Source organism: Aliivibrio sp. 1S175, assembly GCF_001690985.1.
Lineage (GTDB): Bacteria > Pseudomonadota > Gammaproteobacteria > Enterobacterales > Vibrionaceae > Aliivibrio.
The window spans coordinates 20,739-42,524 of sequence record NZ_MAJS01000010.1 but is presented as its reverse complement, the minus strand read 5'-3'; the positions used below and the strand labels follow the sequence as shown (position 1 = coordinate 42,524).

Here is a 21,786-nt window from a genome sequence, read left to right as displayed (position 1 = left end):
TTAACTATAAAAAAACCGCTAAAAATAGCGGTTTTTTTATTAATAAATACTAAATATCAATTAATTAAATCTTACCATGACATTGTTTGTATTTCTTACCTGAACCACATGGGCATGATTCATTTCGTCCTACCTTACGTTCATCACGAACAACAGGAGTATGTCCATCTTCTGATGTTTCACCATCATCCAACTGACTTTCAGCCTCTTGATGCTGTAGTTGCTGACGACGAGCCATTGCTTCAGCTTGTTGACGACGTTGCTCTTCCATGCGTTCAACATCTTCTTGCTGTTGAACTCGAACTTTACTTAAAATTGAAACAACATCAAATTTCAACGTATCAAGCAGACCTTCAAATAACTCAAAAGACTCACGCTTATATTCTTGCTTTGGATTTTTCTGAGCATAGCCACGTAAATGAATACCTTGACGAAGATGATCCATCGCCGCTAAGTGCTCTTTCCACAAACCATCAAGCGTTTGTAGCATGACTGCTTTTTCAAAATTACGCAGAACCGATTCGCCAACAGACTCTTCTTTATCTTTATAAACTTGAATCGCAGTTTCAATCACTTTTTCACGTAGGTTATCTTCATGAAGTTTATCGTCGCTATCTAGCCACTCTTGAATTGGAATATCCAAATCAAAATCAGCACGTAGACGTGTTGTTAACCCTTCAACATCCCACATTTCTTCAAGAGATTGTGCTGGTATGTATTGACCAAATAAACCTTCAAGAACATCTTGGCGGTTATGTGCGATCATTTCACTGATATCATCAACATTCATCAGCTCATCACGCAGCTCATAAACTACTTTACGTTGGTCATTAGCAACATCATCGTACTCAAGTAATTGCTTACGAATATCAAAGTTACGACCTTCAACTTTACGTTGTGCGTTCTCTATCGCTTTTGTTACCCAAGGGTGCTCAATTGCTTCACCTTCTTCCATACCTAATTTCTTCATCATGCTAGATACACGATCAGAAGCAAAGATACGCATTAATGCATCTTCCATTGATAGGTAGAATCGAGAAGAGCCTGCATCACCTTGACGACCCGCACGACCACGTAATTGGTTATCAATACGACGTGATTCATGACGCTCTGTACCAATAATATGAAGACCACCAGCAGCAAGAACCGCATCGTGAGCTTCTTTCCACTTTGCTTTAGCGTCTTGAATTTGTGCTTCTGTTGGATCGTTTAAATTAGCGATCTCTGCTTGCCAGCTGCCACCTAAAACGATATCAGTACCACGACCAGCCATATTGGTTGCAATAGTGACGGCACTTGTTGTACCTGCATTCGCAACGATATCTGCTTCTTTTTCATGAAATTTAGCATTCAATACATTGTGTTTAATCTTTGCTTTTTTCAGTGCATCTGAAAGGAGTTCTGATTTTTCGATAGACACCGTACCAACAAGTACTGGTTGACCGCGTTCAGAACACCCTTTGATATCTTCTATGATAGCTGCAAATTTCTCTACTTCTGTCATGTAGACTAAATCACCCATATCATTACGAGTCATAGGGCGGTTAGTTGGAATAACAACCGTATCTAAGCCATAAATAGATTGGAATTCAAATGCTTCTGTATCGGCTGTACCTGTCATTCCTGACAGTTTGTCGTACAAACGGAAGAAATTTTGGAAAGTAATTGATGCTAATGTTTGGTTTTCATTCTGAATTTTTACACCTTCTTTTGCTTCAACAGCTTGATGTAAACCTTCAGACCAACGACGCCCTGGCATTGTACGACCAGTATGTTCATCAACGATAATAACTTCATCATCTTTTACAATATAATCTACGTCTTTTTCAAACAAAACGTGTGCACGTAATGCCGCATTGATATGATGAAGTAAGCTGATATTAGCAGGAGAATACAAAGTATCATCTGCTTCCATTAAACCTTCATCTTTTAATAGTTGCTCTACAAACTCTTGACCATTTTCAGTCAAGTGAGTTTGCTTTCCTTTTTCATCTAATGTGTAGTGACCTTCGCCTCGATACTCTTCACTGTCTTCTTCATCTTGCTTAATAAGCTGAGGGATCAATGTGTTAATTTGAGTATAAAGTTCAGAGCTATCTTCTGCAGGACCTGAAATGATAAGAGGGGTACGAGCTTCATCGATTAAAATTGAATCCACTTCATCGATTACTGCAAAGTAGCGTTCACGCTGAACACGATCTTCTGCACGAAAAGCCATGTTGTCACGTAAGTAATCGAAACCAAACTCGTTATTTGTGCCATATAAAATGTCACATAAATACGCTTGTTTTTTCTCTTGAGGTGGCATATTAGGTACGTTAATACCAACTGTCATACCTAAGAATTCAAAGAGTTCACGGTTAGTTTCAGCATCACGTTTTGCAAGGTAATCATTCACTGTTACTACGTGAACACCTTTACCTGTTAGTGCATTTAAGTAACACGGTAATGTTGCTGTTAAGGTTTTACCTTCACCTGTTCGCATTTCTGCAATCTGGCTATCGTTTAATACCATGCCACCAATCATTTGGACATCAAAGTGACGCATACCATACAAACGCTTAGATGCTTCACGTACGGTTGCAAATGCTTCTGGTAATAAGCTATCTAAATCTTCACCTTGATCTAGACGTGCGCGAAATTCAATTGTTTTCGCTTTTAATTCTTCGTCTTGTAATGATTCAAATTGTGGCTCGAGTTTATTAATTTGATCTACGATTTTACGTAGCTTACGTAATGTACGATCATTACGGCTACCGATAACTTTTGTTAGAATTTTAGAAAACATAATTCCGTTGCTTCTCTTATCTCTATGACCATCTCTGATCGGTTTATCTGAAAATGTGAATCAATCACCTAGAGGAATTGCTCTAAGAAAAATACTTCTTTATATACTTATCTTATGGGGATTCAACTTTGATTTTTCAAGGCCAATTCTGATTGTTGTGTTACTAGCTATCATAAGTAATAATTAGGAAAGTATAAGCGATAACGTAAAGCAATCCTAAGCTAAATCCGTAGAGTTTGATTTCAATTCTGAAAAATTCAGATCTAATTGGCATTTATGACTTTTTCTTTGGTATTAGTCTATGAAATAGCTCCCTATATATGAGAATTCCTAATGATGCGAGACCATCGACCACAACCGGCAAATGATTTTTTTAATAATACTCGCTTTAAAGATCTCCAAGAAAAAGCGATTATCATATCTAAACTATCGCGCGTTTTAAAAGATTCATTACCCGCGGGGTGTGAGGATCATTGCCGCGTGGCAAATTATCGTCAAGGATCTTTAGTTATCGAAGTGTCTAGTAGTGTCTGGTCAACTCGAATTAATTATGAACGATTAGCGATATTATCTGCTTTTCGTCAGCATGGTTTACCCGGTTTATCCAATTTAGAAATTAAAATAAACCCCGATCTTGCTCGATCTTTTGTTGGTGAAAAACCAACAATATACAAAACAGAAAAACAAGCAAAACGAGAGTTATCAGCAGCCGCGGCCAGCGCTCTAGAAATGGTTGCAGAAACTGCGTCACCAAAACTTAAAAAACGATTAGAAAGTTTGGCTGCTTTAGCCAATAAGAAATAGCGGTATCATAGATACAAAAAAGCCAAGCAACTGCTTGGCTTTTAATTTGATGATGTATTAGGCTAGAACCATTCCTGGCTGCATAAAGGCAACTGGTGCTTCTTTTTCATCTTCAATAGTTGTCCACTCCCATGCTTCTTGATCTGCAAGAACTGCACGAAGTAACTGATTATTCAGAGCATGACCTGATTTATAAGCACTTAGTTCACCCAAAATACTGTGACCACACATATAAAGGTCACCAACAGCATCAAGAACTTTATGCGTTACAAATTCATTATCAAAACGTAACCCGTCTTCATTAAGAATTCGGTAATCATCTAGTACTATGGCACAATCAAAACTACCACCTAAACATAGGTTTTGTGATTGTAAGTACTCAATATCACGCATGAACCCAAAAGTACGAGCTCGTGAGATATCTTTGATAAACGATTGGCTTGAAAAATCAAACACGAGTCTTTGATCATCTGATTCAATCGCAGGGTGATTGAAGTCAATAGTGAAATCTAAGCGAAAACCGTTATAAGGACGAATTTCTGCCCATTTATCACCATCTTCAATGCGAACAGGTTTCTTAATACGAATGAATTTCTTCGCTGTATTAAGCTCTTCAATACCCGCAGATTGTAAAAGATAAACAAAGGGACTAGCGCTGCCATCCATAATTGGAATTTCAGGTGCATCGACTTCAATAACAACGTTATCGATGCCCATGCCCGCTAATGCAGCATTTAAGTGTTCAACCGTTGAGATTCTTACGCCTTCATCATTAACTAACGCTGTACATAAAACAGTATCACGTACTGACTCTGGGTCCGCTGGGAAATCGACTGGTGGATTAAGGTCTGTACGACGATAAATTACACCTGTGTTTGCCGCTGCTGGACGAAGAGTAAGCGTGACTTTTCGACCTGAGTGTAAACCCACGCCTGTCATTTGTACGATACTTTTCAGTGTTCGTTGTCTGATCATATGCTCATCTCAACTGTAAATATGCTTGATTTCAAACCAATTCTAGAACTGGTCTAAATATTCTAGCACACAACTTTCTATAAAACCAAATCGGTTGATGTTTAATTAGTCAGCTTGACGTCGTAAAAACGCCGGAATATCTAAATAATCTTCTTTTTGATCTGGTTTAACTTGCGCAGCACCTGCATTTTGAACACCTGCTGCTGGCGACGTTGATGTTTGCGATGTTGCTGGCTTAGTTACCTGCACATTTTGTGTCGTTTTTTCTACCATAGGTTCAACTACAGGTGTTTTTACTTGTGGTTGCTGAACTGCTGGTTGCGCTGTCGATGTAGACTGAGCTGACGTTGCCGCTTTATTAGTCACTAATGTGATTTCAGGTTTTTTTTCTGTACCGATACCAGTAGCAACAACCGTTACTCGAATTTCATCCGTCATATCTGGATCAAGTGACGTACCAATAACAACCGTTGCATTATCAGATGCAAAAGCTTTTACTGTATTACCTACGGTTTCAAATTCATCAAGACGCATATCAAGACCAGCGGTAATGTTAACAAGAACACCACGAGCGCCAGCAAGATCAATATCTTCAAGTAATGGACTTGAAATCGCTTCTTCCGCGGCTTGCTCTGCTCGGTCTTCACCTACCGCAATACCACTACCCATCATTGCATGTCCCATTTCAGACATAACAGTACGAACATCGGCGAAATCGACGTTGATCATACCTGGACGAGTAATCAATTCAGCAATACCTTGAACTGCATTACGAAGAACATCATTTGCTTTTGCAAATGCTTCTAACAATGTAATACCACGACCAAGTACTTTTAATAGTTTTTCGTTTGGAATCGTAATTAATGAGTCAACATGTTTTGATAACTCTTCAATACCTTGCTCAGCAAAAGCAAGACGCTTACGACCTTCAAAACTAAATGGTTTTGTAACAACAGCAACCGTTAGAATATTTAGTTCTTTTGCGATTTCAGCAATAATTGGAGCAGCACCAGTACCAGTACCACCACCCATTCCGGCTGCGATAAATATCATATCGGCACCAGATAATACTTCTTTAATCGCTTCGCGATCTTCTAATGCAGCATCACGACCAACTTGCGGGTTTGCACCTGCGCCTAAGCCTTTTGTGATGTCTCCACCAATCTGAATCACTGTATTTACACTTGTTTTTCGAAGTGCTTGCGCATCAGTGTTAACACTAATGAACTCAACACCTTCGATTGACTCTCGTACCATGTGCTCGATAGCATTACCGCCACCGCCACCTACACCAACTACTTTAATTACTGCTTCGTCGGACATTTCCATCATCGGCTCAAACATCTGTTCTCTCCGTTCCTTCCTGTTCGCTCAGGTTAAAACTCTTTTAGTATCCAATTTTTAAATTTCTTCATTACAGTAGTAAAAGACTGGTGCTTACTTGGCACATAATCTTCATCGTCATGCAATTGACTTTCTTTACCATAATGCAAAAGCCCAACAGCGGTTGCTTGGGAAGGCTCTTTTACGTAATCTGTCAGGCCTGTCACCTCTAAAGGTTGGCCTATTCTAACTTGAGTTTGAAAAACTCGCTCTGCGCAATCAGCCAAACCTTCAATTTGTGCTCCACCACCAGTTAAAACAATACCGGCAGCAAGATGGTGCTTTGTTCCCTCAGCGCGTAACTTGTCTTGAATTGCAAGAATTCGCTGATTTACAAGGCCTAGCAGTTCAGAATACCTTGGTTCGATAACTTCTGCTAGCATTCTTCGTTGCAAACTTCTAGATGGTCTACCACCAACACTAGCTACATTAACCGTTTCATCACGATTAATATGTTCACTAATAGCACAACCATATGTTACTTTTAATTTTTCAGCATCGTTAAATGGCGTACCAAAAGCATAAGCAATATCACTAGTTACCGCATTACCAGCATAAGGTAAAACTTCGGCATGGCGTAAAGAACCGTCAGTCCAAATTGCGATATCCATTGTTCCAGCACCAATATCAACAACACACACACCAAGATCTCTTTCATCTTCTGTAATAACAGCATTACTTGATGCCAAACCAGAAAAAATGATATGTTCAACTTTTAAACCACAGCGTTCAACTGCTTTGACAATATTTCGCGCCATATCATTATGGCAGGTAATAAGGTGAACACTGACTTCCATTCTCATACCCGATAACCCGATTGGATTTCGAATACCTTTTTGTACATCAATAGAAAACTCTTGTGGAATAACATGCAATGTTCGCTGCTCATCACCAATTTTAACTGATTTTGCAGTATGAATAACACTGTCCATGTCATCTTGAGTCACTTCTTCTTCCGAAATAGACCCCATTCCTTTCTCTATTTGGCTTGCAATATGCTTGCCTGATAAAGAAATAAATACAGATGTAATGGTGCATTCAGCCATAAGTTCGGCTTGATCTATCGCTCTTTGAACCGATTTAACTACCGATTCAAGGTCGTTAACTCCACCTTTATCCATTCCTCGAGAGGGACACGACGCAGAACCAATAACGCTCACTTGGCCATCAGGTAAAACTTCGCCAACTAATGCTGACACTTTGTTTGTACCGATATCTAAACCAACAATAATACTGCCTTCTGGCGTTTTACTCATGTCAATTCTCTTCTTTATCTTCTACATTGCCAGGCTTCCACCCAACAGCTGCGCCAGTATCGTAACGAAGATCTATATAATCTATCGAATTCTTTTTATTTTCTAATTGCTTATATAAAGCAATAAATCGTTCAATTCTTTCTTCTCTAGCATCTCGTCCAAGCTCAAGTCGAATACCACTATCCAACACAACTTGCCAAGATAAACGATCTGTTAATGCAACACTGCGAACGCTCACATGCAATGGTGCAAATTGCTTTTGTAATTGATGCCAGAAAGCCAGTACTTCTTTGCTATCACTTTCAGGACCAAATAATGCTGGTTTCTGTTCAGTTAAATCACTCATCGGTGCATTAAAAACAATGCCTTCCGGATTAACAATGACTCGATTGTTCCATGTAGCTTCCGGCTTGTGCTCAACTACGAACACTTTAATCGTTTCTGGCCATTGTTTTCTAACTGATACTTGTGCAATCCACGGCAAAGATAATAAAGCGTTTTGCAGCTTATTCACATCTTGAGTCATGAAGGTTCCAATGGAATCCATTGAATCAATTGCTTCACGAATATCATCAGCAGTAATATGTTTTAATTGCCCCTGGATGATCATATGAGATAGAGGTAATCGATCTTCATCAGTCATCCAACTTACCGTTGAAATTACAAGCCACAATGAAATGATCACGACTAAGAAAAGAAACAGAGCACCTGGTAAGTGTTTTCTTATTTCTTCTTTATCAAATGATGTCTTCATTTTGACCATCTTTAATCATATTCTTTTCACAATAGTCCTAAAACTAGCATCAATATAAAGAATCTCTTTATGATGATGCTAAAATAAACTCTACTAATAATTATAGGGTGCAAAAACCCTCTATCACAATCTCTAATAGCATATTATTAATACAATGAGGATTCTATCCCATAATTCGTCTTTTTATTAGAAGTTCTAACTAATTAAACAATAATTATCCAAACTCTTTCATTGTCTCGATATTTAACTTCATGGAAGCAAGATGTTTTGCTAGTTTACCAATATCACCAGCACCTTGAGTCAGAATTAAGTCACCTTCTTGAATTATATTCGCTAACACTGGTGGCAACGCATCAATACTAGGAACAAAAATAGGATCTATTTTCCCTCTTCCACGAATAGTTCGGCATAACGCCCTACCATCAGCACCTGCAATTGGCGTTTCTCCTGCAGAATAAACATCAAGCATGATTAGAACGTCAACGTTATCTAATACATTTGCAAAATCATCATATAAATCACGAGTTCGGCTATAACGGTGAGGTTGGAATATCATAACTAAACGCTTATCAGCCCAGCCAGCTCTCGCCGCTTGGATAGTAACATCCACTTCTGTTGGATGATGCCCATAATCGTCTACTAACATCGCTAAACCATTACCAGTGTCAAATTCACCTAGTTGATCAAAACGACGTCCAGCACCTTCAAAGTTAAGCAGCGCTGAAAGAATAGCACTGTCTTCAACATCTTCTTCTGTAGCTACTGCTATTGCAGCCGTCGCATTCAAGGCATTATGTTTACCAGGAATATTAAGTACAATATCTAAATCAGTTCTGTCTTTTCGTTGTACTGTAAAGAAACTCTGTTGAGCAATTTGACGGTAATTTATTAAGCGTACATCTGCATCATCTGAGAAGCCATAAGTGATAACTTGACGACTAACTCGAGGTAATAACTCTCTTACCACATCATCATCAATACACATGACAGCTTGACCATAAAATGGCAGGTTATGAAGAAAATCAATAAAAGTTTGTTTTAACACTTCAAAGTCACCGCCATAAGTATCCATATGATCGGCTTCAATGTTAGTGACAATACTTACCATTGGCTGAAGGTGTAAAAATGACGCATCACTTTCATCAGCTTCGGCAATAAGGAAACGGCTTGAACCTAAGCGTGCATTAGTTCCGGCATTCTTAACTAAGCCGCCATTGACAAAAGTAGGATCTAAACCCGCTTCTGAATATATTTGAGTCGTTAATGCTGTTGTTGTTGTTTTACCATGAGTTCCCGCAACCGCAATACCATGGCGATAGCGCATCAACTCGGCCAGCATTTCTGCACGACGGATCACCGGAATTCGACTTTCTTTCGCAGCGACAATCTCGGGGTTTGTTGGATCGATAGCCGTTGAAACAACCACTACACTTGCTTTCTCAACATTACTCGCTTGATGACCAAAAAAGATGTTTGCTCCTTTTTGGGCTAATCGAACCGTAACTGTATTCTCAGCCAAGTCTGACCCACTAATATGATAGCCTTCATTTAGCAAGACCTCAGCAATCCCACTCATTCCTGCTCCGCCAATACCAACAAAGTGAATGCATTCAACTCGACGCATTTCAGGGATCATGGTTCTAATTTCAGCTAATTGCAGTTTCTGATCTTTTATCATTCTAAATCTCAATTCGTTTATCTTGCGAGGGTTTTAATCGCATTGGCAACACGTACATCAGCATCAATAATGGCTGCTTTACGAGCATTACTTGCCATTTCTAATAATTCTTTTCGCTCTAATCCATTAAGTGTAGCAACCAAACGCTGAACAGTTAAATCTTGTTGTTCAATCATTTGCGCTGCACCACACTGTACAAGGTGATCCGCATTTAATGCTTGTTGACGATCTTTATGCATAAAAGGAATAAATACAGAACCAACACCCGCAGCTGAAACCTCTGAAACAGTTAGCGCACCAGAGCGGCATACTAGAACATCAGCCCAAGCGTACGCTGCGGCAACATCATCAATAAACTCAGTAACTGTGGCATCTGCAATACCATTTTCTTGGTAAGCGGCATTTACTGTTTCTTGATTTCCTTTACCTGCTTGATGCCAGATCTCGACAGCATGACTCAGTTTTGGTAATGCTTCAGGTAAGGTCGTATTAAGAATACGGGCACCTTGACTGCCTCCCATGATTAATACACGAATAGGGCCGCTACGTTCAGCAAATCGTTCGCTTGGATGAGGTAATTGACATACATCTTCCCTTACTGGATTACCAACGACGTCTGCATTTGGAAAAGCACCCGGAAACGCTTGAAATACACGTTTAGCAATTTTAGATAACCACTGGTTGGTTAAGCCAGCAACGGCATTTTGTTCATGCAACACAACAGGGATACCGGATAACCAAGCAGCAATACCACCAGGGCCACTTACGTACCCTCCCATACCAAGTACAACATCAGGCTGCCATGCTTTAATATGCTTTTTAGCTTGAGAGATCGCGCCCAATATTTGAAACGGCGCAGCAAGCAACTTTTTAAAGCCTTGTCCACGTAAGCCTTTTACTTTGATAAAGTCGATTTCAATACCATGCTTTGGTACTAAATCCGCTTCCATTCTATCTTCTGTACCTAACCAGCGAATTTCCCATCCTTCACTTTGTAGCTGTTTTGCTACTGCTAATCCAGGAAATACATGACCGCCAGTACCACCAGCCATCACTAATAAACGTTTATTTTTGTTCTTCATTTTCGCTCCGTGGAGGCTCGTTTTCTAAAAAGACACGACATTCATGATCAATACGAATGAGGAGGGAGACTGCGACAGACATGATAATTAAACTGGAACCGCCATAACTAATCAATGGTAATGTCAGCCCTTTTGTTGGGACAATGCCCGCAGCGGCACCAACGTTAACTAAGGTTTGAAAAGCAAACCAGATACCAATACCAAACGCTAAAAAGCCACCAAATCTCTGATCATGCTGTAAACACTTTCGACCAATAAATAATGCTTTAAATACTAAAGAAAAAATTAAAATAAGAACTAAAGATACGCCGACAAAACCTAACTCTTCCGCCACCACCGCAAATACAAAGTCGGTATGAGCTTCTGGCAAATATTCTAATTTTTGAATCGAATTACCAAGCCCTTCTCCGAACCAGCTGCCTCGACCAAATGCCATTAAAGATTGCGTTAATTGATAACCGCTACCAAATGGGTCTTGCCATGGGTCTAAGAAAGAAGTGATACGGCGCATACGGTAAGGTTCAGCAATGATTAAGACAATAACCAAGGAAATACCACTCATAACTAAAGCAATAAATTGCCATAACTTAGCACCAGCAATAAATAACATCCCAATCGTAGTTACAAACATTACGATGGTTGTCCCTAAATCTGGTTGCATTAATAAAAAGAAAGCAAGTCCGATGAGAACAACTAATGGTTTAACAAACCCTTTAAAACTATCCCTGACTTCACCATGACGACGAACGAGATAACCCGCGATAAAGACAAATAAAGAAAGCTTAGCCACTTCGGCTGGTTGTAAATTAAAAATACCTAACGGTAGCCAACGTGCAGCTCCATTTACAGATTTACCTACAACTAATACCGCAGCCAATAACAAAAAAGAAATCAGCAATAAATGGCTACTGTATTTTAACCAATTATCTAATTTTATACGTAATACAAATGAGGAAACGACAAGTGCAAAAAAAACAAACAACATATGTCGAATCATAAAATGAAATGGTTGTCCGGTTAAACGCGTGCTAATAGGAAAAGACGCTGAGCCTACCATAACAAGACCAGTTAACATTAAACCTAAGGCAATCCAGATTAACTGACGATCAAACATCACTTTAGGTGATGGTGTTAAACACCACTCTTGTACGGTCAAAACCGATTGTTTAATACGTTCAATGCTCAAAATTAACTCTCAACTGAATACTGTTTTGCTAGTTGAGTAAATGCATCACCTCTAGCCATAAAATTCGCATATTGATCAAAACTTGCACACGCAGGAGAGAGCATGACCATGTCTCCTTCGCTTAATGTCGGAAATAACTTTTCTATTGCTTCATCCATTGTTTTGCAGTGTTGAGAACGAGAGTCTAAAGTCAGAAATTTATCACCATCATCACCAAAACAATACATCATTAAATCCAATTTGTTCAATGCTGGCGATAATTCCGAAAAATCGGCCCCTTTGCCAACACCACCAACCAACAAATGAAGTTTCCCTTCAATACTAAGGCCAGAAAGTGCAGCCAGTGTACTCGCCACATTGGTTGCTTTAGAATCGTTAACCCATCGAACACCATTCATTTCAGCGACAACTTGGCAGCGATGCGTTAATCCATTGTAACGCTTCAACGTTTCTAATGTTTTATCGGTATTAACACCGGCTGCATCAAGTAAAGCAAGAGCAACAAGGCTGTTAGCAATATTGTGTTTACCAACAAGACCAAGCTCATTGGCAGCAATAATAGGTGTGTTATTTTTAGCTAAAAAAAACTGACCGTTTTCTTCAACGCAACCGTACTCATCACGGGCATCAAACCCAAAACTAATTAACGTTTTATCTGCTGTGTCTGGGTACGTTTCTTTATCATCACGATTAACAATACAAACATCGGCATGATCAAATATACGTAACTTCGCTTGACGATAATCAGCCATACCTTGGTATCTATCCATATGGTCTTCCGATAGATTCAAAAAGGCAGCGGCTTTTAATTTTAACGATGAGGTTGTTTCTAATTGAAAGCTGGATAACTCAAGAACGTAAAGATCGGCATCTTGTTCTAACAAATCTAACGCAGCAAAACCTATATTGCCACCAACAGCGGTTTTCACCCCTGCGGCATTGGCCATTTCACCGGTTAAATCGGTGACCGTACTTTTGCCATTAGAGCCGGTAATTGCAATCACAGGGGCCTTCACTGCCCACGCAAACAACTCTATATCACCAACAACTGGTGTTCCCTTTTTAATCGCTGGTTGCAATTGAGGCGAAGCAAGCGCAATTCCCGGGTTGGTAACAATAAGATCGGCCTCTAACAGCCACTCTTGTTGCCAACCACCAGAATATAACTCAACATTTTCAGGCAAATGGTCTTGGCCTGGTGGCGTTTCACGAGTATCAATAACCTTTACGATTAACGCCTCTGGTTGCCTAAGTAGGTGCTTAACAACAGATAAGCCTGTCATACCTAAACCAACCACCACAACGCTTTTTACACCACCAAAACCAGTCATATTAACGTACCTTCAATGTCGCTAATGCAATAAGAACCAATAACATAGAGATAATCCAAAAGCGCACGATTACACGCGGTTCTGGCCATCCTTTCAATTCATAATGGTGATGAATTGGAGCCATACGGAAAATACGTTGACCACGTAATTTATATGAGCCAACTTGTAGAATTACAGAGAGTGTTTCTACAACAAAGACACCACCCATAATAACTAATAAGAACTCTTGACGAACAAGAACAGCAATCGTACCTAATGCGCCACCCAGTGCTAATGAACCAACATCGCCCATGAATACTTGTGCTGGGTAAGTGTTAAACCATAGGAAACCAAAGCCAGCACCAACGATTGCGGCACAAACTACAACCAATTCACTTGCTTGTGGAATGTGTGGAATATGTAAGTAATTCGCAAACTGTACGTTGCCTGTCGCCCATGCAATGAAAGCAAAACCAGCGGCAACAAATACCGTTGGCATGATAGCTAAACCATCCAATCCATCCGTTAGGTTTACGGCATTACTTGTACCGACAATAACAAAGTAGGTTAGCAAAATATAAGTCAAACCAAGTTGTGGCATTATATCTTTAAAGAAAGGAACAACGAGCTGTGTTGCCGCCGTATCTTTACCATAAGCATATAATGCAAAAGCAACCACTAACGCAATTGCCGACTGCCAAAAGTATTTCCAACGAGCAATCAAACCGTCTGTATTTTTACGCACAACTTTACGATAGTCATCAACAAAACCAACCGCACCATAACCTAGTAGCACAAACATAACTGCCCATACATAAGGATTAGTTAGATCTGCCCATAAGAAAACGGTTACTGAAATGGCGGTTAAAATCATGATACCGCCCATGGTTGGCGTACCACGCTTACTAAAATGAGATTCTGGACCATCATCACGCACTACTTGGCCGATTTGAAGATTTTGTAACCATCGGATCAGTTTAGGTCCCATCCATAACGAAATAGATAATGCGGTAATAATACTTAAAATAGCTCGAAAGCTAAGGTATTCGAATAAACGAAAAAATGGGAAATATTGCTCTAGAAAGTTAGATAACCAGATAATCATTACTGACACTCCTTAAGAGCTAAAACTACTTCGCTCATACGTGAACTATTGGCACCTTTTACTAGCACGGTAACCTCATTATGTTTAATTAATTGTAATTCTTGCAATAAATAGGCATTTAATTCGTTACGAGACTCAAAGTGTCGGCCATTGCATAATTCGCTGATCACCTTGGTATCATCACCAAACGTTATTACTTGCTCAAATTGATATGGGGCAGCATATTCACCAACTTCACGGTGAAGTGCAAGGCTTTCTTTACCAAGCTCAGCCATATTGCCTAAAACCAGCCAACGACTGCCATTAAAGCCACCAAGTAAGTCCACTGCGGCTTTCATCGCAGGAACACTGGCATTGTAAGTATCATCGATAACTTTCAAACCAGAAGGTAAAACCTCAACAGCAACCCTTCCTTTTACATTTTCTAGCGATTGTAAGCCTTGTTGAATATCAGCTAATGTACAGTTAGCTTGAACAGCTAACGCCGCAGCCGCAACTGCATTTGATACATTATGCTTACCAATAATCGTGAGTGAAATCACAATGCTTCCTACCGGCGTATTCAATATAAATGAAGAAGCACCAAGACGATTGATCTCTATATTACTTGCATGAAAGTCAGCTTGATTATTTTCTTGTGAAAAACTCAATACCGTTTTGTTTTCAAATAAATCAGACCAGCGAGGCAATCCATTACTGTCTAAATTATAAATAGCCGTCGCATTTTCTTTTAGACCTTCAAAGATTTCACCTTTTGCCTTCGCAACTCCTTCTATCGAACCAAATCCTTCTAAATGTGCCGCCGCAATATTATTTACTAAGGCGACATCAGGACGAACAAGTTGAGTGGTATAAGCGATTTCATTTTGATGATTTGCGCCGAGCTCAATGACAGAGAAATCATTACTTGGTTGAGATCGTAACAACGTTAATGGCACGCCGATTTCATTATTAAAATTACCCGCAGTGGCTAACACTTCACCAGAACGTTTTAAAATAGACGCTAACATTTCTTTTACGGTGGTTTTTCCACAACTGCCAGTTAAAGCAATAGTAAAGGAATGGCATTGCTGATGAACATATTGACCGAGTAACCCAAGCGCTTTTTCCGTATCACTCACGATCACTTGAGGTAATGGAGAATCAACCTCATGAGAAACAAGTAAAGCCACCGCTCCTTGCTCTTGCGCTGTAGACACGAAATTATGAGCATCAAATCGCTCACCAATCAGTGCAACAAAAAGGCCTTCCTTTTCTATATTTCTACTGTCTGTCGATACTGACGATACTTGATAGTCAGTACCTACTAACTGTCCATCACATATTTTAGCAATATGACTAAGATGCATTGCTATCATGATAGTAATCCTAATAATTTCTGTGCACTTTCACGATCTGAGTAATGAACAGTTTTATTCGCAAGTACTTGGTAATCTTCATGTCCTTTACCTGCAAGCAAAATTATGTCGTTTTCACCTGCTTGAGATAACGCATACTGACAAGCATCAAAGCGGTCATGAATTATTTTTGCTGCTTCTGGCTCATTTAAACCAACTAACATATCTTTCGTTATGATGCCCGGATCTTCAGAACGAGGGTTATCATCACTTAAAATGATCACATCAGCTTGCTGTTCAGCGATTCTGGCCATCATTGGACGTTTACCTGTATCTCTATCGCCACCGCAACCGAATATACACCATAACTTGCCACTACAATGAACTCGTAAGGCTTGCAATGCTTTATCAAGCGCATCAGGAGTATGGGCATAATCAACGACTATTTTTGCTTTTCCTTCTGAGCTAAAAAGTTCCATTCGTCCAATAACAGCACTTAATTTTGGTGCCGCCACTTCTAATTCAAGAATGTCATAACCCAAAGACAGTAAAGTAGCGAAAGCAACGAGAATATTACTCGCATTAAACGCTCCGATTAATGGAACTGACAGGTTTGCACTTCCCCAATCAGAATTCAGAGATATTTGAATTCCATCCGTAGAATAAATGACAGAAGTTGCAAACACTTTTTTACCAGAATGGAAAGAAAGCTGTTTTTCATTTAGGGACACCCCAATAGCGCTTGGCAGCTCTTTCAACCAAGAAACACCAACACTGTCGTCTGCATTAATGATTGATTTTGTCGGGTTATGAGTAGTAAATAATAACTTTTTAGCTTTCGCATAACTTTCCATATCGCCATGATAATCAAGATGATCACGACTTAAGTTCGTAAATACTGCGGCATCAAAATTTAAGGCGTTAACTCGACTTTGAACCAAGCCATGAGAAGAGATCTCTAGTGCAGTTAACTTTGCCCCTATATTTTCAAGATCCGATAATGTCTGTTGGATCTCGATTGGATTACCCGTCGTATTTAACGCAGGTTTCAGATCAGTTAATAACCCATTGCCAGTCGTCCCCATTACTCCTGCTGGTTTGCCAAGTAACGTGGCCCATTGAGCAATAATTTGCGATATGGTTGTTTTTCCATTGGTTCCAGTAATGCCAACCAACTGCATTTTTCTCTGTTCAGCGTGATAAAAACGCCCAGCAACCGCGCTGAGTTTTATCGATAGCGCATCGAGATAAATAATAGGTGTTTGATCGATAAAACCGATGGTTCCCGTCTTATTAATCTCATCACTTTGAGCCAATACCGCCGATGCGCCTTGCTTAATCGCAACAGGGATAAACTGTCGGCCATCGACCGCGTGACCTTGAATCGCAACAAATAGGCAACCAGTGGTTACTTTGCGACTGTCCAATGTCATGGATGATATTTCTACGACTTGATTTAATTCACACCAAGGCAACAATAATTCAGATAACTGCATCATCCTTTTCCTAATTCAATACATCGATATGCTTTACGGTACTTTCGTCCGGCGCTACATTTAATATTTGCAGTGCATCTTTCATCACCTGCCCAAAAATAGGGGCAGCAACTTGCCCCGCATAATATTCATCGCCTTGCGGTTGGTTCACTATCGTCACCAAAGCAATACGAGGATTACTTACCGGAGCAACACCCGCAGTTACCGTCATATATTCATCACTGTAACCACCACGAACCGCTTTACGAGAGGTTCCGGTTTTCGCTGCAACTCGGTATCCAGGAACCGCCGCTTTAGTAGCTGTACCACCCGGTTGGGTTACTGTTTCCATCATCGCCAATACCGCTTTAGCGTGTTCATGATTAACCACTTGTTTACCCGGAATTGGTCCCGTCGTTTTCGTAATAGAAAGTGGACGATATTCACCATAAGCGCCCAGTGTTGCATACGCATGAGCTAATTGAATGGGAGTAACAGAAAGGCCATAACCAAATGCAAGAGTGGCAATTTCAAAATCAGACCAACGGCGGCGATCAGGGAATATACCCGTCGCTTCACCAATCAAATTTAATCCAGAAGGGTCTGCCAAACCAACCGCACTGTATTCAGCCAATAGTTCTTGTAAGGGCATATTTAACGCCAAGTGCGCCACACCGATGTTACTCGATTTCTTTAAAATAGTAGTTAAATTCGCTTTACCCACTTTAGAACTATCACGAACTCGACTTCCACCAATGCGCATAATGCCATTACCGGTATCTACAATCGTATTTAGGTTTGCAGTACCACTATCAAGCGCCGCTAATACGACAAATGGCTTAACCGTTGAACCCGGCTCTAACGTATCGGTAATAACACGATTTCGCATTCTAAAGTTTTGTAACTGACTTCTGTCATTTGGGTTATAAGACGGGGCATTAACCATTGCTAATACTTCACCCGTTTTAATATCTATCATTACCACTGACCCAGACATAGCGCGATAGTCAGCAACTGCTTGTTTGATTGCTCGATAGGCAATCGCTTGTAAGCGTTGATCAATACTTAATGTTAATGGCTTACCTTCTTGCTTCTCTTTTAACGAAATATTTTCAACCACTCGGCCATAACGATCTTTTCGCACTGTACGTCGACCTGGTTCACCGGTTAACCAGCCATCATAGCTTCGCTCCACACCTTCAAGGCCGTGGCTATCAATCCCCGTAACACCAATAACGTGAGCACTGATCTCACCCGAAGGATAATATCGACGAGACTCTGCTTTCAAACCAATACCGGCGAGTTTTAACTTTCGAATATAAGCAGCAACCGCAGGGGAAATTTGACGCTGAAGATAGATAAAGCGGCGTTTTTTATTCTTTTCTATTTTGGAAAGTAATTCTGTACGCTTTAAACCGAGAACATCAGCCAGAGCATGCCATCGATCAACTTCAACTAAACCGCCCGCTTTATAGATCGCAACAGGATCAGCCCACACCGCATCAACAGGAACACTTACCGCAAGTTGTTCATCATTTCGGTCTGAAATAATACCGCGAGCGGAAGGCATTGCCTTAACTCGAATAGAACGCATATCGCCTTGTTTAATAAGGTTATCTGGTTCTATTACTTGGATATAAGCCGCACGAGCAATCAAAATAGCCAAGGCAAGAAAAACAAAAAAAACAATAACGCCAAAGCGCCACTGAATTAAAGTCGGTGGCGCTTTGCTTATACGTTTATTATTTGACTTTCTACTTGGTAATTTCATCGTAGTTTTATTATGACTTCTTTATCGGGTGCTGGTCGTTTCATGTTCAATTCATCAACAGAACGAGATTGGACCCGGCTATGCTCCGCTAATGCACTTTCTTCTAAAATCAAATTACGCCACTCACCATCTAAAATATCTTTTTCAAGTAATAAATTCTCTCGCTTAACGGCCATTTGACGAGTATTGTGCGTCGCCAATACAACACAAATAGCACTGAAAAAGATAAATATTAATAAAATCGTATGAAAACGGCCTACTCCAAACAGATCTAGACCAATCATCTTTGTTAAATTAGATGGTGTTGAGGTATTTTGACTCATAAGCGCTCAGCGATACGTAGAACTGAACTGCGTGAACGAACATTAACATCAACTTCATTAACGGTAGGTTTAATGGCTTTACCAATAGGCTTCATTTTTGCACTGCCTAATGCTTTAATTTGGTTTTCAGTCAAAGGAATACCATGAGGAACTTGTGGGCCTCTGCTTTCTTTACGAATAAAATGTTTAACCATGCGATCTTCTAATGAATGAAAGCTGATCACAGACAAGCGTCCACCTTCAGCAAACACATCAAGAGCGCCATTTAAAGCGGTATCAATCTCATCCAATTCACTATTAATATAAATACGGAATGCTTGGAAAGTACGAGTCGCAGGGTGCTTTTTCTCTTTAAAATTCTTAGGCGCAACATCAGAAATTAATTTAGCGAGTTGACCTGTACGAGTTAACGGCTCATTCTCTTCGTTATCACGGTAAGCAACAATACCTTTAGCAATGCGCCATGCGTGCTTATCTTCGCCAAACTCACGGATAACCCAAGTAATATCTTCAACATCGGCAGTCAATAACCATTGAGACACAGGCATTCCAGAGGTTGGATCCATACGCATATCTAATGGACCATCTTTCATGAAGCTAAAACCACGGTCTGCATCATCGAGTTGTGGTGATGACACACCTAAATCAAGTAAAACACCATCAATTTGCCCCACTAAACCTAACTCTTCAACATACCCTTTTAGACCAGAGAATGGTCCATGAATAATGTTGAATCGCGGATCCGTAATGGTTTTCGCTTCAGCGATTGCTTGAGGATCACGGTCAATACTGTACAAACGTCCGTTTTCACCTAATCGAGATAAGATTTGACGACTATGACCACCGCGGCCAAAAGTGCCATCAATATAGATACCATCAGGTTTAATCGCTAAACCATCAATAGATTCATGAAGAAGAACGGATACGTGTTGAAATTGTTCAGACATAGTGAGTATTTACTACCGTAATAATGAGAATAAGCAACTGAATTTTAGTTGAAAGTGTAAACTAAAAATGCAGTGATGTGTGTCAAATTAGTGATAATTCTAAACCAATGTAGCAGAAAGCACAAAGCCCACCATAAGACTACCGAAATAGTTTTATGGTGGGCTAAGTTAGGAGCCGACATATAAGCCGGGTTCTGTCCCGCTTGCGCGGTGGTAACCATTCGTCTAGGCCTGCAATCGCTCACAGGCTCAAGCAATCTACCCGCCCCCAAACACGAGCAATGCTATGCGAGGGCCTATTTGATCTTGCTCCGGGTGGAGTTTACCTTGCAACGTACTATTGCTAGACGCCCGGTGCGCTCTTACCGCACCCTTTCACCCTTACCTGTGCTTACTTCCCTATCCCGAAGAATAAAAGAAGATTAAGCCATCGGCGGTTTTCTCTCTGCTGCACTTGTCGTAGGCTTGCGCCTCCCAGGCGTTACCTGGCACCCTGCTCTATGGAGCCCGGACTTTCCTCCCCTCCACCAGTTTCCCGAAGGACTTGAATGAAGCAGCGATTACCGAGTCAGCTCCTGAAGCGAATGATATAAGAGTCAGTAAAAACTTACCACTCTTTTTCTCAATTCTCTTAATCTAAATGCTCTAAACCCCATTTATATAGGGCATTTTTCTTCACGCCATGTATTTCAGCTGCCATTGCTGCTGCTTTTTTAAGCGGAAGCTCTTTTACAAGAATAGAAACCGAGCGAGTGGCTTCAAACGGAAGTTCGTCTTTTGCTTCACTTCTAAATCCATGAATCAATAAAACCATCTCTCCACGCTTACGGTTTTCATCCTCTTTAACCCATTCAATCAATTCACCTAATGGCGCGCCATGAATGGTTTCATATCTTTTTGTTAATTCACGAGCGAGAACCACGTGTCGATCAGCACCAAGTACCGTTAGCATATCGTCTAGTGAATCCATAATTCGATGTGGTGACTCATAAAAAATACACGTACGTTCTGCTTGAGCTATCTCTTCGAATTTATCTCTACGACCTTTACTTTTCGGAGGCAAAAAGCCTTCAAAACTAAATCGGTCAGAAGGTAAGCCTGCTGCTGACAATGCAGTAATAACAGCACAAGCACCTGGTAATGGAACAACATTGACATTTGCTTGACGACAACGATTCACTAGATGGTAACCTGGATCACTAATTAATGGCGTTCCCGCATCTGAGACAAGAGCAATAGATTTACCTTGTTGTAATTTACTGATCAACAGGTCTGCTTTATGCTGTTCGTTATGATCATGCAATGCAAATGTTTGACTAGATATGCCAAAATGAGACAATAATTTGCCTGTATGTCGAGTATCTTCAGCTGCGATTAAATCCACAGACTTTAGAACCTCTAAAGCGCGCTGCGTTATATCGCCTAAATTACCTATTGGCGTAGGAACAATGTATAAAGTTGCAGTCTCTACCACAGATAAATTGTGTTCTGTCATTTGTTTACTATCTCTTCTGCGATTAATATAGGAATATGAGTAGACATCACTATAATCAAAATAATATTTTAGCTGTTCGGGTGATTAGCATCCATAGTAACAACAGCCCTTTTAAGT

Annotated in this window: 17 protein-coding genes and 1 other RNA gene; 1 reads left to right on the top strand and 17 read right to left on the bottom strand. The window is 40.2% G+C overall.

What is annotated here, in order from left to right:
• Window positions 1–64: 64 nt before the first annotated feature.
• Complete coding sequence (gene secA, locus A6E06_RS05140) at window positions 65–2,788, bottom strand: preprotein translocase subunit SecA (protein ID WP_065591360.1); 2,724 nt, start codon at window positions 2,786–2,788, stop codon at window positions 65–67.
• Window positions 2,789–3,121: 333 nt separating this feature from the next.
• On the opposite strand from secA, the gene A6E06_RS05135 reads away from it, so the two are divergent.
• Complete coding sequence (locus A6E06_RS05135) at window positions 3,122–3,592, top strand: DUF721 domain-containing protein (RefSeq protein WP_255310663.1); 471 nt, start codon at window positions 3,122–3,124, stop codon at window positions 3,590–3,592.
• A 57-nt stretch (window positions 3,593–3,649) separates the two neighbouring features.
• On the opposite strand, the gene lpxC is transcribed toward A6E06_RS05135, so the two are convergent.
• The 16 genes from lpxC to rsmI form a co-directional block, all read right to left on the bottom strand.
• Window positions 3,650–4,567, bottom strand: coding sequence for a UDP-3-O-acyl-N-acetylglucosamine deacetylase (gene lpxC, locus A6E06_RS05130; protein ID WP_065591361.1), 918 nt, complete (start codon window positions 4,565–4,567; stop codon window positions 3,650–3,652).
• 105 nt (window positions 4,568–4,672) lie between these two features.
• Window positions 4,673–5,911, bottom strand: coding sequence for a cell division protein FtsZ (gene ftsZ / locus A6E06_RS05125; protein WP_065591362.1), 1,239 nt, complete (start codon window positions 5,909–5,911; stop codon window positions 4,673–4,675).
• A 32-nt stretch (window positions 5,912–5,943) separates the two neighbouring features.
• Entirely contained in the window at window positions 5,944–7,206 is a 1,263-nt protein-coding gene (ftsA, locus tag A6E06_RS05120) for a cell division protein FtsA (protein ID WP_065591363.1), read from the bottom strand.
• A gap of 1 nt (window position 7,207) precedes the next feature.
• A complete protein-coding gene (locus A6E06_RS05115; RefSeq protein WP_065591364.1) occupies window positions 7,208–7,960 on the bottom strand; it encodes a cell division protein FtsQ/DivIB in 753 nt (250 codons plus the stop codon).
• 214 nt (window positions 7,961–8,174) lie between these two features.
• Window positions 8,175–9,638, bottom strand: coding sequence for a UDP-N-acetylmuramate--L-alanine ligase (murC, locus tag A6E06_RS05110; RefSeq protein ID WP_065591365.1), 1,464 nt, complete (start codon window positions 9,636–9,638; stop codon window positions 8,175–8,177).
• 17 nt (window positions 9,639–9,655) lie between these two features.
• Window positions 9,656–10,720, bottom strand: coding sequence for an undecaprenyldiphospho-muramoylpentapeptide beta-N-acetylglucosaminyltransferase (gene murG / locus A6E06_RS05105; RefSeq protein ID WP_065591366.1), 1,065 nt, complete (start codon window positions 10,718–10,720; stop codon window positions 9,656–9,658).
• Complete coding sequence (gene ftsW / locus A6E06_RS05100; RefSeq protein ID WP_065591367.1) at window positions 10,704–11,906, bottom strand: cell division protein FtsW; 1,203 nt, start codon at window positions 11,904–11,906, stop codon at window positions 10,704–10,706. Before ftsW ends, murG begins: the two co-directional genes overlap by 17 nt.
• A 2-nt stretch (window positions 11,907–11,908) precedes the next feature.
• The gene (gene murD / locus A6E06_RS05095; protein WP_065591368.1) at window positions 11,909–13,237 is read right to left on the bottom strand and encodes a UDP-N-acetylmuramoyl-L-alanine--D-glutamate ligase; all 1,329 of its coding nucleotides are present in this window, start codon (window positions 13,235–13,237) and stop codon (window positions 11,909–11,911) included.
• Window position 13,238: 1 nt separating this feature from the next.
• Window positions 13,239–14,321, bottom strand: a complete 1,083-nt coding sequence (gene mraY, locus A6E06_RS05090; RefSeq protein WP_065591369.1) for a phospho-N-acetylmuramoyl-pentapeptide-transferase — start codon at window positions 14,319–14,321, stop codon at window positions 13,239–13,241.
• Window positions 14,321–15,679 carry a UDP-N-acetylmuramoyl-tripeptide--D-alanyl-D-alanine ligase gene (gene murF, locus A6E06_RS05085; RefSeq protein WP_065591370.1) on the bottom strand — a complete coding sequence of 453 codons (1,359 nt, stop codon included), beginning with the start codon at window positions 15,677–15,679 and terminating at the stop codon, window positions 14,321–14,323. Before murF ends, mraY begins: the two co-directional genes overlap by 1 nt.
• The gene (murE, locus tag A6E06_RS05080; RefSeq protein WP_065591371.1) at window positions 15,676–17,157 is read right to left on the bottom strand and encodes a UDP-N-acetylmuramoyl-L-alanyl-D-glutamate--2,6-diaminopimelate ligase; all 1,482 of its coding nucleotides are present in this window, start codon (window positions 17,155–17,157) and stop codon (window positions 15,676–15,678) included. The genes murF and murE overlap by 4 nt, the downstream gene beginning before the upstream one ends.
• Window positions 17,158–17,164: 7 nt before the next feature.
• Window positions 17,165–18,904, bottom strand: a complete 1,740-nt coding sequence (locus tag A6E06_RS05075) for a penicillin-binding transpeptidase domain-containing protein (protein ID WP_065591372.1) — start codon at window positions 18,902–18,904, stop codon at window positions 17,165–17,167.
• On the bottom strand, window positions 18,901–19,227 hold the full coding sequence (ftsL, locus tag A6E06_RS05070; protein WP_065591373.1) for a cell division protein FtsL: 327 nt from the start codon (window positions 19,225–19,227) through the stop codon (window positions 18,901–18,903). Before ftsL ends, A6E06_RS05075 begins: the two co-directional genes overlap by 4 nt.
• Complete coding sequence (rsmH, locus tag A6E06_RS05065) at window positions 19,224–20,174, bottom strand: 16S rRNA (cytosine(1402)-N(4))-methyltransferase RsmH (protein WP_012551107.1); 951 nt, start codon at window positions 20,172–20,174, stop codon at window positions 19,224–19,226. The genes ftsL and rsmH overlap by 4 nt, the downstream gene beginning before the upstream one ends.
• A 167-nt stretch (window positions 20,175–20,341) precedes the next feature.
• Window positions 20,342–20,750: RNase P RNA component class A (gene rnpB / locus A6E06_RS05060), an RNA gene on the bottom strand.
• Window positions 20,751–20,805: 55 nt separating this feature from the next.
• The gene (gene rsmI, locus A6E06_RS05055; RefSeq protein WP_065591374.1) at window positions 20,806–21,669 is read right to left on the bottom strand and encodes a 16S rRNA (cytidine(1402)-2'-O)-methyltransferase; all 864 of its coding nucleotides are present in this window, start codon (window positions 21,667–21,669) and stop codon (window positions 20,806–20,808) included.
• Between the last annotated feature and the right edge of the window lie 117 nt (window positions 21,670–21,786).

What these genes read in the sequence shown, in the direction of transcription:
- secA (WP_065591360.1), bottom strand. Translation starts at nt 2,788, where the DNA reads ATGTTTTCTAAAATTCTAACAAAAGTTATCGGTAGCCGTAATGATCGT.
- A6E06_RS05135 (WP_255310663.1), top strand. Translation starts at nt 3,122, where the DNA reads ATGATGCGAGACCATCGACCACAACCGGCAAATGATTTTTTTAATAAT.
- lpxC (WP_065591361.1), bottom strand. Translation starts at nt 4,567, where the DNA reads ATGATCAGACAACGAACACTGAAAAGTATCGTACAAATGACAGGCGTG.
- ftsZ (WP_065591362.1), bottom strand. Translation starts at nt 5,911, where the DNA reads ATGTTTGAGCCGATGATGGAAATGTCCGACGAAGCAGTAATTAAAGTA.
- ftsA (WP_065591363.1), bottom strand. Translation starts at nt 7,206, where the DNA reads ATGAGTAAAACGCCAGAAGGCAGTATTATTGTTGGTTTAGATATCGGT.
- A6E06_RS05115 (WP_065591364.1), bottom strand. Translation starts at nt 7,960, where the DNA reads ATGAAGACATCATTTGATAAAGAAGAAATAAGAAAACACTTACCAGGT.
- murC (WP_065591365.1), bottom strand. Translation starts at nt 9,638, where the DNA reads ATGATAAAAGATCAGAAACTGCAATTAGCTGAAATTAGAACCATGATC.
- murG (WP_065591366.1), bottom strand. Translation starts at nt 10,720, where the DNA reads ATGAAGAACAAAAATAAACGTTTATTAGTGATGGCTGGTGGTACTGGC.
- murD (WP_065591368.1), bottom strand. Translation starts at nt 13,237, where the DNA reads ATGACTGGTTTTGGTGGTGTAAAAAGCGTTGTGGTGGTTGGTTTAGGT.
- mraY (WP_065591369.1), bottom strand. Translation starts at nt 14,321, where the DNA reads ATGATTATCTGGTTATCTAACTTTCTAGAGCAATATTTCCCATTTTTT.
- murF (WP_065591370.1), bottom strand. Translation starts at nt 15,679, where the DNA reads ATGATAGCAATGCATCTTAGTCATATTGCTAAAATATGTGATGGACAG.
- murE (WP_065591371.1), bottom strand. Translation starts at nt 17,157, where the DNA reads ATGATGCAGTTATCTGAATTATTGTTGCCTTGGTGTGAATTAAATCAA.
- A6E06_RS05075 (WP_065591372.1), bottom strand. Translation starts at nt 18,904, where the DNA reads ATGAAATTACCAAGTAGAAAGTCAAATAATAAACGTATAAGCAAAGCG.
- ftsL (WP_065591373.1), bottom strand. Translation starts at nt 19,227, where the DNA reads ATGAGTCAAAATACCTCAACACCATCTAATTTAACAAAGATGATTGGT.
- rsmH (WP_012551107.1), bottom strand. Translation starts at nt 20,174, where the DNA reads ATGTCTGAACAATTTCAACACGTATCCGTTCTTCTTCATGAATCTATT.
- rsmI (WP_065591374.1), bottom strand. Translation starts at nt 21,669, where the DNA reads ATGACAGAACACAATTTATCTGTGGTAGAGACTGCAACTTTATACATT.